The organism is Paenibacillus sp. FSL R7-0345 (assembly GCF_038595055.1).
Classification (GTDB): domain Bacteria; phylum Bacillota; class Bacilli; order Paenibacillales; family Paenibacillaceae; genus Paenibacillus_AQ.
This window is the reverse complement of sequence record NZ_CP152002.1, coordinates 3,464,698-3,480,930: the sequence shown is the minus strand read 5'-3', so window position 1 is coordinate 3,480,930 and position 16,233 is coordinate 3,464,698. Positions and strand designations below refer to the sequence as shown.

At 51.5% G+C, this 16,233-nt stretch carries 14 protein-coding genes; 6 read left to right on the top strand and 8 right to left on the bottom strand.

Features of this window, described 5'->3' with window-relative positions; genetic code table 11:
- Window positions 1–5: 5 nt before the first annotated feature.
- The 7 genes from NST84_RS14780 to NST84_RS14750 all read right to left on the bottom strand — a co-directional run bounded on the left by NST84_RS14780 (window position 6) and on the right by NST84_RS14750 (window position 8,373).
- Window positions 6–3,149, bottom strand: coding sequence for an MMPL family transporter (locus NST84_RS14780; RefSeq protein WP_342566295.1), 3,144 nt, complete (start codon window positions 3,147–3,149; stop codon window positions 6–8).
- Window positions 3,150–3,278: 129 nt separating this feature from the next.
- Window positions 3,279–3,845 (bottom strand): TetR/AcrR family transcriptional regulator, encoded by a 567-nt coding sequence (locus tag NST84_RS14775; RefSeq protein WP_342566294.1) that lies wholly within the window; start codon window positions 3,843–3,845, stop codon window positions 3,279–3,281.
- A gap of 69 nt (window positions 3,846–3,914) precedes the next feature.
- Window positions 3,915–4,697, bottom strand: coding sequence for a DUF817 domain-containing protein (locus NST84_RS14770; protein WP_342566293.1), 783 nt, complete (start codon window positions 4,695–4,697; stop codon window positions 3,915–3,917).
- Between the two features lie 15 nt (window positions 4,698–4,712).
- Window positions 4,713–5,192: a DUF2975 domain-containing protein gene (locus NST84_RS14765; RefSeq protein WP_342566292.1), complete on the bottom strand. Its 480-nt coding sequence runs from the start codon at window positions 5,190–5,192 to the stop codon at window positions 4,713–4,715.
- Window positions 5,193–5,355: 163 nt separating this feature from the next.
- Window positions 5,356–6,507: an FAD-dependent oxidoreductase gene (locus NST84_RS14760; RefSeq protein WP_342566291.1), complete on the bottom strand. Its 1,152-nt coding sequence runs from the start codon at window positions 6,505–6,507 to the stop codon at window positions 5,356–5,358.
- Window positions 6,504–7,229 (bottom strand): SAM-dependent methyltransferase, encoded by a 726-nt coding sequence (locus NST84_RS14755; protein WP_342566290.1) that lies wholly within the window; start codon window positions 7,227–7,229, stop codon window positions 6,504–6,506. The genes NST84_RS14760 and NST84_RS14755 overlap by 4 nt, the downstream gene beginning before the upstream one ends.
- Window positions 7,216–8,373: a type III polyketide synthase gene (locus tag NST84_RS14750; protein WP_342566289.1), complete on the bottom strand. Its 1,158-nt coding sequence runs from the start codon at window positions 8,371–8,373 to the stop codon at window positions 7,216–7,218. Before NST84_RS14750 ends, NST84_RS14755 begins: the two co-directional genes overlap by 14 nt.
- Before the next feature lie 185 nt (window positions 8,374–8,558).
- Here NST84_RS14750 and NST84_RS14745 point away from each other — a divergent pair, with 185 nt between their 5' ends.
- Both NST84_RS14745 and NST84_RS14740 read left to right on the top strand, forming a co-directional pair.
- The gene (locus tag NST84_RS14745; RefSeq protein WP_342566288.1) at window positions 8,559–9,761 is read left to right on the top strand and encodes an MFS transporter; all 1,203 of its coding nucleotides are present in this window, start codon (window positions 8,559–8,561) and stop codon (window positions 9,759–9,761) included.
- Window positions 9,754–10,389, top strand: coding sequence for a TetR/AcrR family transcriptional regulator (locus NST84_RS14740; protein ID WP_342566287.1), 636 nt, complete (start codon window positions 9,754–9,756; stop codon window positions 10,387–10,389). Before NST84_RS14745 ends, NST84_RS14740 begins: the two co-directional genes overlap by 8 nt.
- A 101-nt stretch (window positions 10,390–10,490) precedes the next feature.
- Here the strand turns inward: NST84_RS14740 and NST84_RS14735 are convergent, their stop codons facing one another.
- The gene (locus tag NST84_RS14735) at window positions 10,491–10,658 is read right to left on the bottom strand and encodes a hypothetical protein (RefSeq protein ID WP_342566286.1); all 168 of its coding nucleotides are present in this window, start codon (window positions 10,656–10,658) and stop codon (window positions 10,491–10,493) included.
- Between the two features lie 155 nt (window positions 10,659–10,813).
- On the opposite strand from NST84_RS14735, the gene NST84_RS14730 reads away from it, so the two are divergent.
- The 4 genes from NST84_RS14730 to NST84_RS14715 all read left to right on the top strand — a co-directional run bounded on the left by NST84_RS14730 (window position 10,814) and on the right by NST84_RS14715 (window position 16,187).
- A complete protein-coding gene (locus NST84_RS14730) occupies window positions 10,814–11,488 on the top strand; it encodes a response regulator transcription factor (RefSeq protein WP_342566285.1) in 675 nt (224 codons plus the stop codon).
- Complete coding sequence (locus tag NST84_RS14725) at window positions 11,485–12,561, top strand: HAMP domain-containing sensor histidine kinase (protein ID WP_342566284.1); 1,077 nt, start codon at window positions 11,485–11,487, stop codon at window positions 12,559–12,561. Before NST84_RS14730 ends, NST84_RS14725 begins: the two co-directional genes overlap by 4 nt.
- A gap of 114 nt (window positions 12,562–12,675) precedes the next feature.
- Complete coding sequence (locus NST84_RS14720) at window positions 12,676–14,427, top strand: ABC transporter ATP-binding protein (protein WP_342566283.1); 1,752 nt, start codon at window positions 12,676–12,678, stop codon at window positions 14,425–14,427.
- The gene (locus NST84_RS14715; protein WP_342566282.1) at window positions 14,427–16,187 is read left to right on the top strand and encodes an ABC transporter ATP-binding protein; all 1,761 of its coding nucleotides are present in this window, start codon (window positions 14,427–14,429) and stop codon (window positions 16,185–16,187) included. Before NST84_RS14720 ends, NST84_RS14715 begins: the two co-directional genes overlap by 1 nt.
- The last annotated feature ends 46 nt before the right edge of the window (window positions 16,188–16,233 follow it).

Here is a 16,233-nt window from a genome sequence, read left to right as displayed (position 1 = left end):
CAATCTTACAAGGTATTATTATTATCCATTTCATACTTGGCTTCTTTACGTTTAAATCTGCCGCTTAGTCCGATCAGGGCCGGCAGCAGAATTGGCATAGCAATCAGGCTGAGCAGCAGCAAGCCGATGATAACGACAATCGCTACCTGAATAAGGGTTAGTACGCCTGAAGGAATCAGGGCCGCAAAGGTACCTCCCAAAATCAGGGCCGCTGACAGGACTACGCTGCCGATGTCACGGGATGCTTTTACAATCCGCTCTGCAGGTGTTCCCTGAAGTTCGTTATAACGCATCATCACAAAAATGCTGTAATCCACGCCGAGTGCGACGATCATAATAAAGCTGAAGAACGGCACATTCCAGCTGAGCAGATCCGCGTTAAACAGATGCGCGCTGACCAGCTCTCCGAGACCCAGTGAGGTGAAATAAACCAGGATCAGAGAGCCGACGATAAACAGCGAATTCAGCAGGGACCTGGTGATGAATATCAGCACAACCGCAATCCCGATCATCATAATCACGGCGGTACGTACAAAGTCTTCCTGGGATACCGTGTTCAGGTCGGCATTACGGGCTGTAGTCCCGTTTATTGCAGCTTTGGCACCGCTCAGGTTCGTTCCGCTTAATGCAGCATCCACCTGCCTGCTGATTTCTGCAATGACCGGCATCGCTTCCGCCGAGAACGGATTCTGATCCAGAATAATGGTCATGGTAGCGGTAGTTCTATCCTCTGACATATAGGTGTTTAGTGCAGTCTGGAATTCTTCGCCGTTCAGTACATCATCCGGTATATAGAATTTTTCCGAGGTTTCCGATTCACTAAGCTTGCTTAAATAGGACTGCGCCGTCTCGAGACCTGTGCTAACCCGGGTAAGTCCCTCTGTGCTGGCAGACAGGCCGGATTGCAGCTCTCCCATTTTACCCTGCAGATCATTAAGACCTTGCAGCAGCTGCACCTGTCCGTCATTAATCTGCTTCAGGCCGGTTTCAAGCTGACCCGATTGATCAGCGATCCGGGCAGAGCCGTCAGCGCCCTTATTCAAGCCCTGCTGCAAACTGGAGGCTCCGGTCTGAAGGGCAGCAACACCGCTTTGCATCTGCTTTAATCCGCCGTTAATCTGTGACAGCGAGTCATTGGCTGTTTTAAAAGAGGCCATGGCCGTCTGATGCCCGGTGCGCAGCTGCTCCAATTGTCCGCTCAGTCCGCTTAACTGCTGTTTCGCAGAAGCGGCGATCCCGAGTGTCTGCATAACATTAGGATCCTCAGCCATTTCCGGTTTTTCGGCAACCAGGTTATTCATTAAGCCTTCAATCTGCTCATACCCTTGGGCAGCGCCGGTGATAGCCTGGGCAATACTGGAGAAATACTGTTCGTATGTTCCCAGTCCTGCCTCCAGCTGGCTGTATCCGTTATAAAGCTGTAAAGTTCCTTCAGCTAATTGGCCTACGGATGTGTTCAGCGTGCTTAAACCGTCTTCGATCCGGCCGGCTCCCGCAGCCCCGCTGTTCATTCCCGACGTTACCTGATCCAGGGCAGCACGTAAGGCGGATACACCCTCTTGTACTTCGCCCGTACCGTCAATCAGCTTCTGCACATTATCCAGATCGTCCGAGCCGCTTCCGCCAAGCTGTTCTTCTGCCGAGGATAAGCCCTCGTTAATCTCGCCTATGCCGTTGTTTGCATCACCCAGCCCGGAGTTAACCTGTCTGGTCTGGTCATTTATATACAACTCCTGTATCTTGCTGCCTGTTGGACGGGTCGGCGACATGACTTCGGATACGCCCTCCATCTGCGCAATCCGCTCCGCTACTTCATCCAGGGTGTGCAGGGTACTTGCCTGATCCAGCTTGCTGTCAGACCGGATAACAAGCGTTGCCGGTGAAGAGAAGCCCGGAGGGAAATGATCTTCAATGACGTTAATCCCTTGCTTGGATTCGTATTTGTCACTGACTTCCCATAAATCATTGAAATTCAGTACATTTGAATACTTGAGGATGAACGGTACAGTCAATACCGCCACAAGAACGATGGCCATGATAGATCTGGCTGCGGCAGTTTTGGAGAACATCCCCCACAGACGGCTGTCGCCATGACCATCGAACTTCCGGACAGGCCAGAACATTTTTTTGCCGAGCAATATCATGAAGAACGGATTAAGAGTTACTAATACCAGCAGCAGCACCAAAACGCCGATTGCTACGCCCGAAGTTGCCTGATACAGATTGAATTTGGCCAGAAACAGCGAGGCAAAGCCGATCATGACCGCGAGTCCGCTGAACAGTACGGTTTTCGCTGCTGATTTCATGGTTGCTTTTACCGCAGCATATACATCATCCTGATGAGCCAGCTCTTCTTTAAACCGGGTATAGAGCAGAATATTGTAGTCTGTTCCTACTCCGAACAGCACGACGACAAGAAATACCTGTGTAAAGCTCGAAAACGGAAAACTGAAATGGTCAACCAGCTGGGCTGTAACGCCCAATGATACCAGGTAGGATATACCCACAGTAAGCAGGGAAATCAGCGGCACCACTGGTGAGCGGAATACAATAATTAGTACAGCAAGGATAAAGACGATGGCGATAACCTCTGTTTTCTTTACGCCGTCCTGTGTGGAGTTGGCAAAGTCATTTCCGATCAGCCCGCTGCCGGTCAGATACGTTTTGATGCCGTCCTGCTGCAGGCCTTCACCAGTCATAAAGGTATTCAGCTCATCAGCCACCTGTGCGATTTCACCATGGTTCTCGTCAACAGAGATTTGGGTCAAAATCGTCGTCTGGTCTTCAGACACCAGCTGCTGCTCGACTTCCGGGCTGTCCGTATGCGCTACAATTCCGGTAATGCCGAGCACCTGTTCTTTGGCTTTCAGGTCATTGATCGCAGCAGCGATCTGCTCCTTTTGTGCCGCAGTAAGCGGATTGTCACTGCCGCTGTTAAAAACGGCTATAATGCCATAGGCTTCGCCGCCCTGCGGATTCATCTGTTTGATCATCTGAGCGGCAACGCTGCTTTGCGCGTCGTCCGGAATCGAGATTTGCCCCTTTTCCTTAACCAGACGGTTCATATCCGGCATTGTTGTAATCATCAGGACGGTAACAATGACCCACAGGAGCAAAGATAATGTTCTCCAGCTTTTTAGTTTTTTCATTAGACGCACCTTCTCTATAATGGTATGGATGTATGATTTAATCCTTATGTCGGATGAATTTTCGTTATTTCAGCTATAGGAATGAATATTCATTCCGCATACGGCAGAAACCACTAAATGATTAGCGGTTTAGCGGATACAAATAGCGTTCCAGGCACTATCCTCAAGATCGTTGTACAGCTCCTCTGAATAGATCAGTACATCATTTTGTATCTGCTTGATCATCATGCTGATCGGTGCGTACACTATTGCGATTAAAGCACAAGTAGGAAGCTTGCGAATTTCATTCTGCTGCTGCCCTAACTCAATCGTTTCACCGATAAAAGCCATGAGCTCATTAATCACCTGCCTGCTCTGCTCATCCAGATAGTACGCGTCATCGTGGGTATTTATGAACAGAAAGGCATCAAAATTGTTTCTGGCATAATCAAATACCCGGCTATAGATATGAGTGAACAGCATCCGTACAGGCTCATGCTCAGGAAACCCGGTTCTGATTACTTCTGTTAGCTTACGTACACAGTCAGTGATCAATGAATTCACCAGTGCTTCCTTATTCTCAAAATAGCGGTAGATCGTCCCGGCCCCGACTTTAGCCTGTTCGGCAATCATGGGCACTGTGGTACCGTCATACCCGCGGGCTGCAAATAACTGCATTGCCGCTGCATAGATATCTTCCTGTTTGTTTTTGGCCATTGGAATCGTTACACCTCCTTTGCGGAATGAATATTCATTCCTGAATTATAGTAGGGAGGTTTTTAAAAGTCAACTCCCCCTCCCGGCCTTCACATGTTTAAGCTGCGCAACGATGATCACGCTGATAATGACCAGCAGAAACCAGGAGCTGATTTTGCCGAAGCCGACCATCTGCCAGGTCTGGTGCTGATCCGGATACTTCCAGGCATTAAAGAAGGTAGCGATATTCTCGGCCAGCCAGATAAAAAAGCCGACGAGCACAAACGCCAGTGTCAGCGGCATCCGGTAGGTAACGCTCCGAACGCGGTAAATGATCCAGGTCCGCCAGAAGATGATCAGCACAAGCGAGGTCAGCCACCAGCGGAAATCCGGAATGAAATGATGGGTAAAAAAGTTCAGGTAGATGGCTCCGCCGAGTAGCCCTGCCGGAGCCAGCCCCGGCCAGCCGGTCATATCCATCCGCAGCCTGCGCCAGATCTGGCACATGAAGCTGGCTACACTGGCGTACATAAATCCGCTGTAGAGCGGCACGCCGGATATTTTGCTGAAGCCCGGTTCAGGGTAGGCCCATGAGCCCATACGGACTTTGTATATCTCCAGCAGCAGGCCAATGATGTGAAAGACACAAATCACCTTGATCTCATCAAGCGTCTCCAGCCCGCTGCGGTACATCAGGTACTGGACGGTGAGCAGGACGAGCAGAATGGCGTCATAACGGTGAATAAACGGGATGTTTATCATACCGGACAGTGCCAGAGTGGCAAAGATGGCTACCGGAAAAATACAGCTCATCGCCTGATGGTATCCAAAATGCAGCAGCTGGGTTAAGGATTTACTTACGGTTCTGGTCATGACAGGAGATTCACCTCAAATAATAAGTTCATTTTCCGACTTCAGCTCAATGCCGTCCTTAAAGATCTTCTGCATAACCGCTGCAAATGCTGCTATGACACCGGAGACGAAGGTGCCGATGAATCCAAGCATCAACACCCCTGCCCTGTCACCTTCCATAAAGCAGATGACAAACAGGCTCCCGGCTGCTATAAGCACACAAACTGCGGCAGCACAGCGCTTAATCGTTCTTAAAGATAGGACAGACAGTTCTGAGTACGCCTGGTTCCGGTCTATGTATCCTAATACTTTGTATGCCTGATACACTGCGGATATGAACAAAGCAGACAGGGTAAAGGCGCAAGCTAAAAACGGATATTGCAGATAAGCTGTCTCAGGATGCGCTGCAGCATCTCTTGCGGCAACCCCCGGCAGTACAAGGACTGATACAGCACCTGCCGTTAATCCGATACATATAAGCACTGCTTTAAGAAATATAGTCGAGCCCTGTTTCATTACGAACACCCCGTTTAAATTATTGTTGCCAGTATCTTATCATGTAATTTATCGTAAAACAATAAATTAATGTTTATTATTAATATATTATTATTGAATACTTGTTTATCAAGCAAATAAAAAGCCGCCTGAAAGGCGGCATAGTGAAGCTGATATCTACCGTTTACCGGGCCATCCCGGTTTCCGATAAGCGGGTTGCTTTGATGACATACCTGGCCAAGCCCGGAAATACCCGGGCCAGGCCGGGATACAGCCTGTTAGTTTTGGCAAACGCCAGCTTTTGAATTCTCCGGGCCCGCTTCAGCAGCCGGGTGAACTCCTGGTCCGCTTCCGCCGAATACCCGGTCTGCCACTCCTCATAGCTGATCATGCCTTTAAGGTACCTGTCAGTCCAGCCTGAGCAGATCAGCGCGGACCGCAGGGCGATCGACATACCGTCCCCGCAGAGCGGCGGGATCATGAGCATGGCATCGCCGATATGGGGAAATTCCGACCACGGCTCAGGAGTATCCGATAAGCGTACCGGGGCGATGGATACCTGGGTGTCCGTCACCGGCGTTCCTTCTGCGAGCCGGGCGGTCAGGTGCCGATTGCCGCCGGCGGCCTTCTGCAGAATCTCCTGCACCGATTTGCCTCTGCCCTGGACAGAGTCCAGGGTCAGCAGGGCCGCAACATTCACCTTCCCGTCCTCGATCGGAGATATTCCGATGTAGCCTCCTTCACAGAAGTACAGCTCTACCTGTTCGGGAATGGCTATCCCGCGGTAATGAGATTTGATTCCGATATATACGGTATTATCCCGGGTATCCTCTGCGCCGGACGCTACACCGCGCGGCTTCTTGGTCCCGTAGGCCCCGATGACAGCAAGGGCCTGATATGAAACCTTTCTGTCTCCCTGCCGGGTATCGACTTCATACCGGTTATCATCCAGCTTGCGGATACCGGTAACTACAGCCTTAGTAACGATTTCTGCCCCGGCTGATTCTGCCTTCTCATGGAGAATCCGGTCAAGCTCATAACGGCTGATCCCGGTTGCATTCCCCGGCAGCGGTGCCCCGATCTCTCCGCCGCGGGGCAGGATAATGCGGGCTTTATTCATATTACCCGGAGCCGGCGTGCGGCTCACGAGATTAATTCCAAGCACCGCCAGCATTTCCTTCGTCTCGGGGGACATGAACTCCCCGCAGGTTTTGTGCCGGGGGAATTCCTGCCGGTCCAGCAGGATCGTCCGGTGCCCCAGAGCAGCCAGCTGAAGGGCTGCGCTGCTGCCGGCAATCCCCGCCCCGGCTACAATTACATCTGCCTGCCTGGTCATCGGCTGCTCACCTGCTTCGGTATGACCACTGAATAACGGAACAGCGGCTTCCAGGTATACGTCATTGCTTCTGCCTGCAGCTGATGCTTCAGCTCCTGCCAGTCCCTGTCCTTAAATCCTTTTGCCACAGATAACGGACCGTCGTGCCGGATATACCGGTTGCGCGAGATCATCCGCGTCATTACCCACACAGCCGTATACGATACCGGATGCCGGTGGATATCATTGATCACCACACCATGCCTTGACGCCCTCCGCATATGGGCCACCATATCTACCAGCTGCTGGCCGTCAAAATGATGTACAAACTGTGAGCCGGTCACTATATCCGCCGAAGCATCAGCAAGCTCCTGCAAATCCGCCCGCAGCACGCTTACTCTTGGTTCGTTCCGGAACAGTCGCCTTGCTTCCTCGCAGGCTTCCTCTGTCATATCGACCAGCGTAATCTCAAGCTCGATTCCTTTGCGGTCTGCCCACTCCAGCAGCTTGACGTTCACATCGCCCGAGCCTGCGCCGACATCGAGAATACTGAGCTTCTGCGGCTGCCCGATGGCCTGCCAGAGCTTCTCCACCCCGTCCCGGGTAGGGCCCGGGGCCGCAAAGATCCGGTTCAGCCGCCGCAGGTGCTTCAAAGCCTCACTCAGCTCTTCGCCGCCCATGGAGAAGTCATCCATCAGCTCATCCTCTTTGGCCCGGACCGACAAGGCTCTAAAAAACGGCATGGCCGGCCTCCTGATAGGACGGTGAGTAAGCCGGAACATAAGTGAAGGACATCAGCTCAGCGGTCAGGCCCGGTCCGAAGGCCATCGCGACTCCTTCCTTCGCTTTTTCATTACGGGCCTGCATGTCCCGGCGCATGGACTCAAGCACAAACAGAATGGTGGCGGAGGACAGATTACCGGCTGTTCTTAAGATTTCCCGGCTGTACCTTGTCTGCTCATCACTTAGTCTCATAACCTCCTGTACGGAATCGACAATGCCGCGTCCACCCGGATGTATCGCCCACAGCTCCGGAAGCGGACTGTCTCCGAGCAGCAGTCCGAGCTCTGACTCCAGGTGGGTTCCGAGCAGCTTGGGAATCCGCGGGGATAAATACAGATCGAAGCCGGTATTGCCTACTTCCCAGGTCATATCCTCAGCGGAATCCGGTAGCAGCACCTGATAGCCCTTACCCAGACTGAGGCAGTGTGTATGCCTTGCCTCCGGTTCACCGATCACGCAGGCGGCAGAAGCATCACCAAAGAAAGACGCTGCAAACAAGGCTTCCCGTTCCTTCACCGGCTGAAAATGCAGCGTACACAGCTCAACACAGACAACAAGCACGCGGGAGCCGGGAGCCCCGAGAACGACATCACGGGCCATCTGAATCGCTTTAAGTCCGGCCGCGCAGCCCTGGAATATTAACGGAAGCCGGTTCACACGCGGAGACAAGCCCAGCTCTTTAATCAGCATGACATCCAGTCCCGGCAGATATTGGCCGGTACAGCTGACAGTAATAACGTGGGTAATTTCGCCGGGCTCCTGCCCTGCATCCTGCAGAGACCGTTTGGCTGCTTCCAGTGCCAGCGGAGGGGCTTCCTGCTGATATTTCTTCATCCGCTCTTCTGTTGTAGGAATTTCCGCCCCGTCTCCGGAAGGCAGATAGCGGCAGGTATCCGCTGTCCCCAGATAACTGTCATCGCAGGTGTAGCGGTTCTCGACTCCGCAGGATTTGAAGATTCTCCTGGCAAAACGGGCCAGCTCCGGCTTATCCTGCAGCGATGAGGCGATCAGCTCAGCTACATCTGCCTGTGCAATTGAATACAGCGGGAGAGCTGTACCCATTCCGAGAATCGCTGCTCCTGTATTACTGTTCAGTTGTGTCATTTGTTCAGCCTCCGTTAATGGATTTGGGCTTGCTTTTTGGATTAAACATGTTTACCCTGTTCAGGCCTTTAGTAATCCGGTTTCAGGACAATCGCCAAATTCAGTCTTGTAAGTTTTTCGGGTTTCGTTTATGATTTACACCGTGTTAATATTATCACCGTGTAAATCATTAAGGAGGCTATTCTATGAGCAGCTTATCCAAGTCTGCCAAATTTCCGTTATTCATCTTAATGCTGAATCTGTTTATCGCTTTGCTGGGTCAGGGTATGGTTATTCCCATCCTTCCTGAATATTTGAAGCAATTTAATGCAGCCGGGGCAGCGGCCGGATATCTTATCGCCGCTTTCGGGGCGGCGCAGTTTATTTTCTCGCCTGTCGGCGGGCAGCTCTCCGACCGTCTGGGCCGGAAGCCGATGCTGATCGCCGGACTGCTGCTGACTGTCGTATCCGATCTTATGTTTGCTGTCGGAGATACCCTTTCAATTCTGTACATAGCCCGGTTTATCGGCGGTATCGGCGTCGGAATCATGGTTCCGGCCAATATGGCGTACGTTGCTGATATTACTACTGCGGATACACGTGCCAAGGGCATGGGTTATCTGGGGGCAGCGATGAATCTGGGAATGGTGCTGGGTCCCGGATTAGGCGGACTGATCGCAGAGCTGGGTATCCGGGTCCCCTATTTTTTTGCCGGCGGTTTGGGATTTATCGCAATGCTGCTATGCTTCTTTATGCCTGAAACACTGCCGCAAGAGATGCGTAACGCAGCTATGGAGCGGGGCCGGCGTGAGCCGGTCACCAGTATGATCCGCAATTCCTTCCGCACCTCCTATTTCCAGTACCTGCTGCTTATCTTAATCATTACCTTTGGCCTGATGAATTATGAAACGGTGTACGCCCTGTTTGTAGAACAGAAATACGGCTATGATGCAGCGCAGATCTCAGTGCTGATTACAGTTGGTGCGGTGATCGGGATTATAGTACAGGTATGGCTGCTTGACCGTTTCATTAAAAAGCTCGGTGAAATGAAGCTGATCCGCCTCTCGCTGGTCGTAACCGCTGCCGCCCTCCTGTTCATGCTGTTCACCGTAAATCTCGGATATCTGCTGGTAGTGTCGGGGCTGTTCTTTGCCTTTAATGCTTTTATGCGGCCTACCCTGAGTACAATTATCGCCAATTCCGCCGGTGACCGTCAGGGATATGCAGCCGGCTTGAGCACAACCTACACGAGTATAGGAAGCATTCTCGGGCCGGTTATTGCGGGCCAGCTGTTTGACTGGCATATCCATATGCCTTACATTTTAGGGGCAGGCATTCTTGCCTCTGCACTTTTCTTAACCATTCATGCTCCGAATAATAGACAGGAACGGACGGCTGCCCATGACTGAAAACTGGCATACCCATCTCAAAAACAAAAACCGTGATGATCTGATAGCTGCTGCGAAGGAGCTGTTTATCAGGGAAAGCTTTCTCAAAGTAAATGTAAAGGATATCTGCAGTCTTGCGGGAATAAGCCGTGTTACCTTTTACAAGCATTTTCAAACCATCGATGAGCTGGTCTTTGAGGTTCAGGTAGAAATTCTCGAGAATATGACCGGACATATCACACAAGCACCTGCTGCCGGGATGAGCGGCAAACAGATGCTTGTCTCCATGCTGAATGCCTGGATTGAATATGCTGCCGCCTATCCGGGTTACATCCGCTTCATTCTGCTGTTTGATCTGCATTATGAGGCTTATGAATCCGCAAGCGGGCTTAAAGCACAGTATGAGGCGTTTATCGGCCGCGAGAAGGAGCAGCATTTCTTATTGGATACGCTGGAGACCGGAATCAAGGATGATTCATTGCAACCTGACCCGGAGCCGCTGGAGACCGCCCACTTTATCTTCACCTCGATGATGGCCTTACTTCAGAAGATGAGCATGAGCACCGGGGGCGGAGAGAAGACGAATCCGCAGGAAATCCGGATTGCCCGCCGCTTTGCAGAGATGCTGGTTGAGCATTTGAGTACGTAAGACTGTATGTAGCACCTGCTTAAGATTATGAAGGTCAGTAAAACAGCTGCATTCCCGGATCCTCTTTCCCATCCGCTGAATGCAGCTGTTTTTTTTACAATTTAATACATCCGCTCTTCTCCGGTAACCGGATTTTTGAATGCAGATTCAACGTCACTGTCCGTAAGCTCGTCTGCAAACTCCGTTTCCTTTTTGCTGGACGGAATTGCGGACTTCATCTTATTCGGATTCTCCTTGGTTACGGGTGTCGCCTTTGTCTGTTTACCCATCGTAAGCACCTCTCCTTTGCGGCATCATTTTGCTTTTATAGAGTTCTGCGCTTTCAGGGTTTTTATACAGCGGCTTGTTCAAACTAAAATAAAGATGATACTATGACTCTGAACCTTTTTATGATCCTAAGCCGGATATGGAGTGAACCTGTGACATGATCAGTATTCTAGTTGTGGAAGATGACAGGCATGTCAGAAGACTGCTTGAAGCTGTGTTAAAGCGTGAAGGATATAACGTCCATACGGCGGAGGATGGCCATAAAGCACTGGATGTGCTGGAGCTGCAGCATATTGATCTGATTATTCTGGATATTATGATGCCCAATATGGACGGTTATGAGTTTGCCGCAGAGGTCCGGGCTGCGAACAGCCAGATTCCGATCCTCATGGCGACCGCCAAGCATCTGCCGGAGGACAAGAAGAAGGGCTTCCGGCTGGGGACCGATGATTATATGACCAAGCCGGTCGATACGGAGGAGATGCTGCTGCGGATTCAGGCGCTGCTGCGCCGTTCGCAGATTGCCACAGCCCGCCGTTTGACGGTCGGCAAGGTTGTGCTGGATTACGAAGCACTCACAGTGACCCGTGAGGATGAACGGCAGACCCTGCCGCAAAAGGAATTTTATCTGCTCTACAAGCTGCTGTCCTACCCTGACCGGATCTTTACACGCATCCAGCTGATGGATGAAATCTGGGGTATGGATAATGAGAGTGCTGATACCACAGTAAATGTGCATATTAACCGGCTGCGGAAGCGTTTTGAAGCCTATCCCGAGTTTGAGCTAATCTCCGTGCGCGGTCTAGGATACAAGGCGGTGAAGAAGGTTTGAGCAAAATCGGCAGTAAAATAGGCAAACGTCTGGGCAGCAGGCTCAGCCTGCCGCTTCTCTTCTCCTTTGCGGTCTTCTTAATCTTTCTGGTCACCGTTATTGTGACAGGATTATTGTTTTATCTTGCAGATGTTTTTGGCCTGATTGATGAAAAGCTCGTCATGGAAGGTACTGTTGTTCCCCTGTTGATCCTGATCTCCTGCATTATAATCGGCACGGCCATCTCCGCGATCAGCAGCCGCAAAATGGTCCGATCCATCCGTACCTTTATCGATGCGACAGACCGGCTGGCCGGCGGCGACTTCTCCATGCGGCTGCAGCTCAAGAGCCCGCCGGAGTTCCGGATTCTCTCCGAGAATTTCAACCGGATGGCCGAGGAGCTGGGCGGAATCGAGATCCTGCGCACTGATTTCGTGAACAACTTCTCGCATGAATTCAAGACGCCGATTGTCTCGATCAAGGGATTTGCCGAAATGCTAAAGTACGATGATCTTTCCAGGCAGGAGCGCGATGAATACCTGGATATTGTGATTGAAGAATCCGCCAGGCTGGCATCACTTGCGTCGAACGTGCTGGAGCTGTCCAAGATCGAGACCCAGACCATCCTCACCGACAAAAAAAGCTTCAACGCCGGAGAGCAGCTCCGCCAGTGTGTGCTGCTGCTTGCTTCAAAATTCGAAAAAAGGCAGCTCGTCCTGAACCTTGACTTTCATGACTATATGCTGGAAGGCAACAAAGAGCTGCTGAATCAGGTCTGGCTGAACCTGCTTGATAATGCCATCAAGTTCACGCCTGAGGGCGGGGAAATCGTGATGAGCATGAAGAAGCGCAGCGGCAGAATCGTTTTTGTCATCAGTGATAACGGGCCAGGTATTTCCCCTGAGGCGCTGCCAAGGGTGTTCGATAAATTTTATCAGCAGGATACCTCCCACTCCACTGCAGGCAACGGGCTCGGCTTAACGATTGTGAGCAAAATTGTTCACCTGCACGGCGGCACGATTACCTGCGACAGCCTTTTGTCACAGGGAACGGCATTTACCGTTACCCTTCCTGCCCCACAAACCCAGCCCTGAAACAACCCGCCGGTTGTTTCAGGGCTTTTTCGTATTTTCAGAAAAGTTAATGTTCAGTTTATCTTCCTCCGTTATGCTACTTGCAACATCACCTGACATAAAGGAGTAACGCTTATGCTTAAACTGCTGAAAAATCTTGAGCCGAAGGAATGGGCTTTGTTCGCAATCAGCGTCCTGTTCATCGTCGCTCAGGTCTGGCTCGATCTGGAGCTGCCCGATTATATGAGCGATATTACCCGGCTGATTCAGACACCCGGAAGTGAGATGTCCGAGATCGCCGCGACAGGCGCCTGGATGCTGCTCTGTGCGCTGGGAAGTCTGGCCACCTCGATTATTGTAGCCGGGATCGCGGCAAAAATTGCTGCTAACTTCTCTGCCAGAGTCCGCTCCAGACTGTTCAACAAGGTGCAATCCTTCTCAATGGAGGAGATCAACAGCTTTTCAACCGCCAGTCTGATTACCCGTTCAACCAATGACATTACCCAGGTACAGATGCTGATCGTCATCGGCCTGCAGCTGTTGATCAAGGCTCCGCTGCTTGCCGTATGGGCGATTCTCAAGATCACCGGCAAGAGCTGGGAGTGGTCGCTGGCCACAGGCGCTGCCGTCGGAGTCCTGATCGTCATTGTCGGTATTTGTGTAGTGCTGGTAATGCCTAAATTCCAGAAGCTGCAGGTGCTGACAGACAATCTGAACCGGGTAGCCCGGGAGAATCTAACAGGACTGCGCGTCATCCGCGCATATAATGCAGAGAAGTATCAAGAGGAGAAATTCGGTGCCGCCAACAATGAGCTGACCCGGACTAACCTGTTCGCTAACAATGTATTATCGGCGATGATGCCGAGTATTACGCTGATCATGAGCGGCCTGAGCCTGGCGATTTACTGGATCGGCGCGGTCATGATTCAATCTGCCGATGCCGGCGCCAAAATGGGTCTCTTCTCAGACATGATTGTCTTCTCTTCCTATGCCATGCAGGTCGTTATGGCCTTTATGATGCTGATCATCATCTTTATTCTGCTGCCGCGGGCCCATGTCTCCGCCAAGCGGATTAACGAGGTGCTGGATACTAAGCCTAGCCTGACTGACGGTTCGCTCACCGCCTCCCCTTCCAGGCATGCAGGTGAAGTGGAATTCCGGAATGTCAGCTTTAAATACCCGGATGCCGAAGATTATGTGCTGAAGGACATCAGCTTTACAGCTAAAAAAGGCGAGACGGTAGCATTCATCGGTTCTACAGGCTGTGGAAAAAGCACCGTTGTTAACCTGATCCCCCGCTTCTATGATGCTACCTCCGGTGAAATACTTGTCGGCGGCGTTAATGTAAATCAATATGAGCAAAGTGCTCTGCGCAACAAGATGGGCTATGTCTCACAAAAAGCAGTCCTGTTCGGCGGTACGGTTACCTCCAATATCGCCTTCGGTGATAACGGCCGTGACCTGAATTCAGATGTGGTTGATGCCGTCTATACTTCACAGGCAGCTGATTTCGTCGAGAAAATGGACGGCAGCTACGATGCCCATATCGCCCAGGGCGGAACCAATCTTTCCGGCGGACAAAAGCAGCGTCTGTCCATTGCCCGGGCCATCGCCCGCCGTCCGGAAATTCTGATCTTCGACGACTCCTTCTCGGCGCTGGATTACAAGACAGACCGCAAGCTGCGCAGCGAGCTGAAGAAGGAATCCCGCGGCACAACGATGCTGATTGTGGCACAGCGCATTGGTACGATCAAGGATGCAGACAACATTATCGTCCTGGAAGCCGGACAAATCGCCGGTATGGGGACGCATGATGAACTGATGGAATCCTGCAGCATTTATCAGGAAATCGCCTATTCACAGCTGTCGAAGGAGGAGCTTGCCTAATGAAAAAGAAAACACACCAGCCGGGCACCTGGAGCCGGCTTCTCCAATATTGCCGGTCACATATTCCCGTCATCCTTATCGCAGTGATAAGCGCATCCGCAGGTACAATTCTTACCCTGCTTGGTCCTGACCAGCTCTCGGAGCTGACCGATCTGATCACTGCCGGCATCGCCACAAGCATTGATCTGGATGCCGTTGCTTCTATCGGATTCTTCCTGATTTTCATTTATTCGCTCAGCGCTGTTCTGTCACTGGGACAAGGACTTATTATGTCAATGGTAACGCAAAAAGTGTCCAAAAGCCTGCGGAAAGACCTGTCGCACAAAATGAATCGTCTGCCGATCTCATACTACAATAATTCTACAACCGGTGACATTCTGTCCCGGGTTACCAACGACGTGGATACCATCGGGCAGGCGCTGAATCAGAGCGTCGGCACGCTGGTTACGGCAATCGCCCTGTTCGTCGGATCAATGATTATGATGTTTAAGACAAACGTAATCATGACTTTCACAGCGATTGCCGCTACCATAATCGGCTTTGGCCTGATGGCAATAATCATGAAGAAATCACAGAAATATTTCCAGAGCCAGCAGGAATATCTCGGGAAAATCAATGGACATGTCGAAGAAGTATATACCGGCCACACCGTTGTAAAAGCGTACAATGGTGAAGCGCAAATGCGCGGAGCCTTCGATTCTCTTAACCAGTCACTGAAGCAAAGTGCTTTCAAAGCGCAGTTTCTGTCCGGACTGATGATGCCGCTGATGACCTTTATCGGAAATCTCGGATATGTGGCTGTCTGTGTCGTCGGTGCTGTTCTGGCGATCAACGGGTCGATCTCCTTCGGCGTTATTGTCGCTTTCATTATGTATGTCCGTTTCTTCACCCAGCCGCTTGCCCAAATGGCCCAGGCTGCACAGAACCTGCAGGCTGCTTCTGCCGCCAGCAAACGCGTATTTGAATTCCTGGATGCCGGGGAAATGGATAATGAGGAGCACAAGCAGACCAGGCTTGCTACCGCTGATGGTCATGTAACCTTTGAGCATGTGCAGTTCGCTTATGAGGGAACAGATAAGCTGGTGATCAAAGACTTCTCTGCCGAGGTACACCCCGGCCAGAAAATTGCGATTGTCGGCCCGACCGGCGCAGGTAAAACCACGCTGATCAATCTGCTGATCCGCTTCAATGAGCTGACCGGCGGGGAAATCTACATCGACGGCACACCGGTCAGCAGGCTGACCAGAGAGAACATTCATGATCTCTTCTGCATGGTCCTACAGGACACCTGGATGTTCGAGGGTACAGTAAGAGAAAATCTCGTCTACAACAAAACAGGCGTAACCGATGCTGAAATTGAAGCGGCCTGCCGTTCCGTCGGCCTGCATCATTTCATTCAGACACTGAGTAACGGCTACGATACCGTCCTTAATGACAAGGTAAATCTCTCTGCCGGCCAGAAACAGCAGCTCACGATCGCCCGGGCGATGCTCAAAGATGCACCAATGCTCATTCTCGATGAGGCAACCAGCTCGGTGGATACGCGGACTGAGCTGCTGATCCAGCAGGCGATGGATCAGCTGATGGAAGGCCGGACCTCCTTCGTAATCGCCCACAGACTTTCGACCATCAAGAATGCCGATGTCATTCTGGTCCTGAAAGACGGCGATATTCTGGAGAGCGGCAGCCACAGTGAATTGCTTGCCAAGAACGGTTTCTACGCGGACCTGTATAACAGCCAGTTTGAACAAGCCTCTTAATTCACCGCTTACGGCAAAAATAAAGGGTGTCCCATCACGGGACACC

Bases quoted from the DNA above. Each gene is read 5' to 3' on its own strand.
- NST84_RS14780 (WP_342566295.1), bottom strand. From the start codon at position 3,149: ATGAAAAAACTAAAAAGCTGGAGAACATTATCTTTGCTCCTGTGGGTC.
- NST84_RS14775 (WP_342566294.1), bottom strand. From the start codon at position 3,845: ATGGCCAAAAACAAACAGGAAGATATCTATGCAGCGGCAATGCAGTTA.
- NST84_RS14770 (WP_342566293.1), bottom strand. From the start codon at position 4,697: ATGACCAGAACCGTAAGTAAATCCTTAACCCAGCTGCTGCATTTTGGA.
- NST84_RS14765 (WP_342566292.1), bottom strand. From the start codon at position 5,192: ATGAAACAGGGCTCGACTATATTTCTTAAAGCAGTGCTTATATGTATC.
- NST84_RS14760 (WP_342566291.1), bottom strand. From the start codon at position 6,507: ATGACCAGGCAGGCAGATGTAATTGTAGCCGGGGCGGGGATTGCCGGC.
- NST84_RS14755 (WP_342566290.1), bottom strand. From the start codon at position 7,229: ATGCCGTTTTTTAGAGCCTTGTCGGTCCGGGCCAAAGAGGATGAGCTG.
- NST84_RS14750 (WP_342566289.1), bottom strand. From the start codon at position 8,373: ATGACACAACTGAACAGTAATACAGGAGCAGCGATTCTCGGAATGGGT.
- NST84_RS14745 (WP_342566288.1), top strand. From the start codon at position 8,559: ATGAGCAGCTTATCCAAGTCTGCCAAATTTCCGTTATTCATCTTAATG.
- NST84_RS14740 (WP_342566287.1), top strand. From the start codon at position 9,754: ATGACTGAAAACTGGCATACCCATCTCAAAAACAAAAACCGTGATGAT.
- NST84_RS14735 (WP_342566286.1), bottom strand. From the start codon at position 10,658: ATGGGTAAACAGACAAAGGCGACACCCGTAACCAAGGAGAATCCGAAT.
- NST84_RS14730 (WP_342566285.1), top strand. From the start codon at position 10,814: ATGATCAGTATTCTAGTTGTGGAAGATGACAGGCATGTCAGAAGACTG.
- NST84_RS14720 (WP_342566283.1), top strand. From the start codon at position 12,676: ATGCTTAAACTGCTGAAAAATCTTGAGCCGAAGGAATGGGCTTTGTTC.
- NST84_RS14715 (WP_342566282.1), top strand. From the start codon at position 14,427: ATGAAAAAGAAAACACACCAGCCGGGCACCTGGAGCCGGCTTCTCCAA.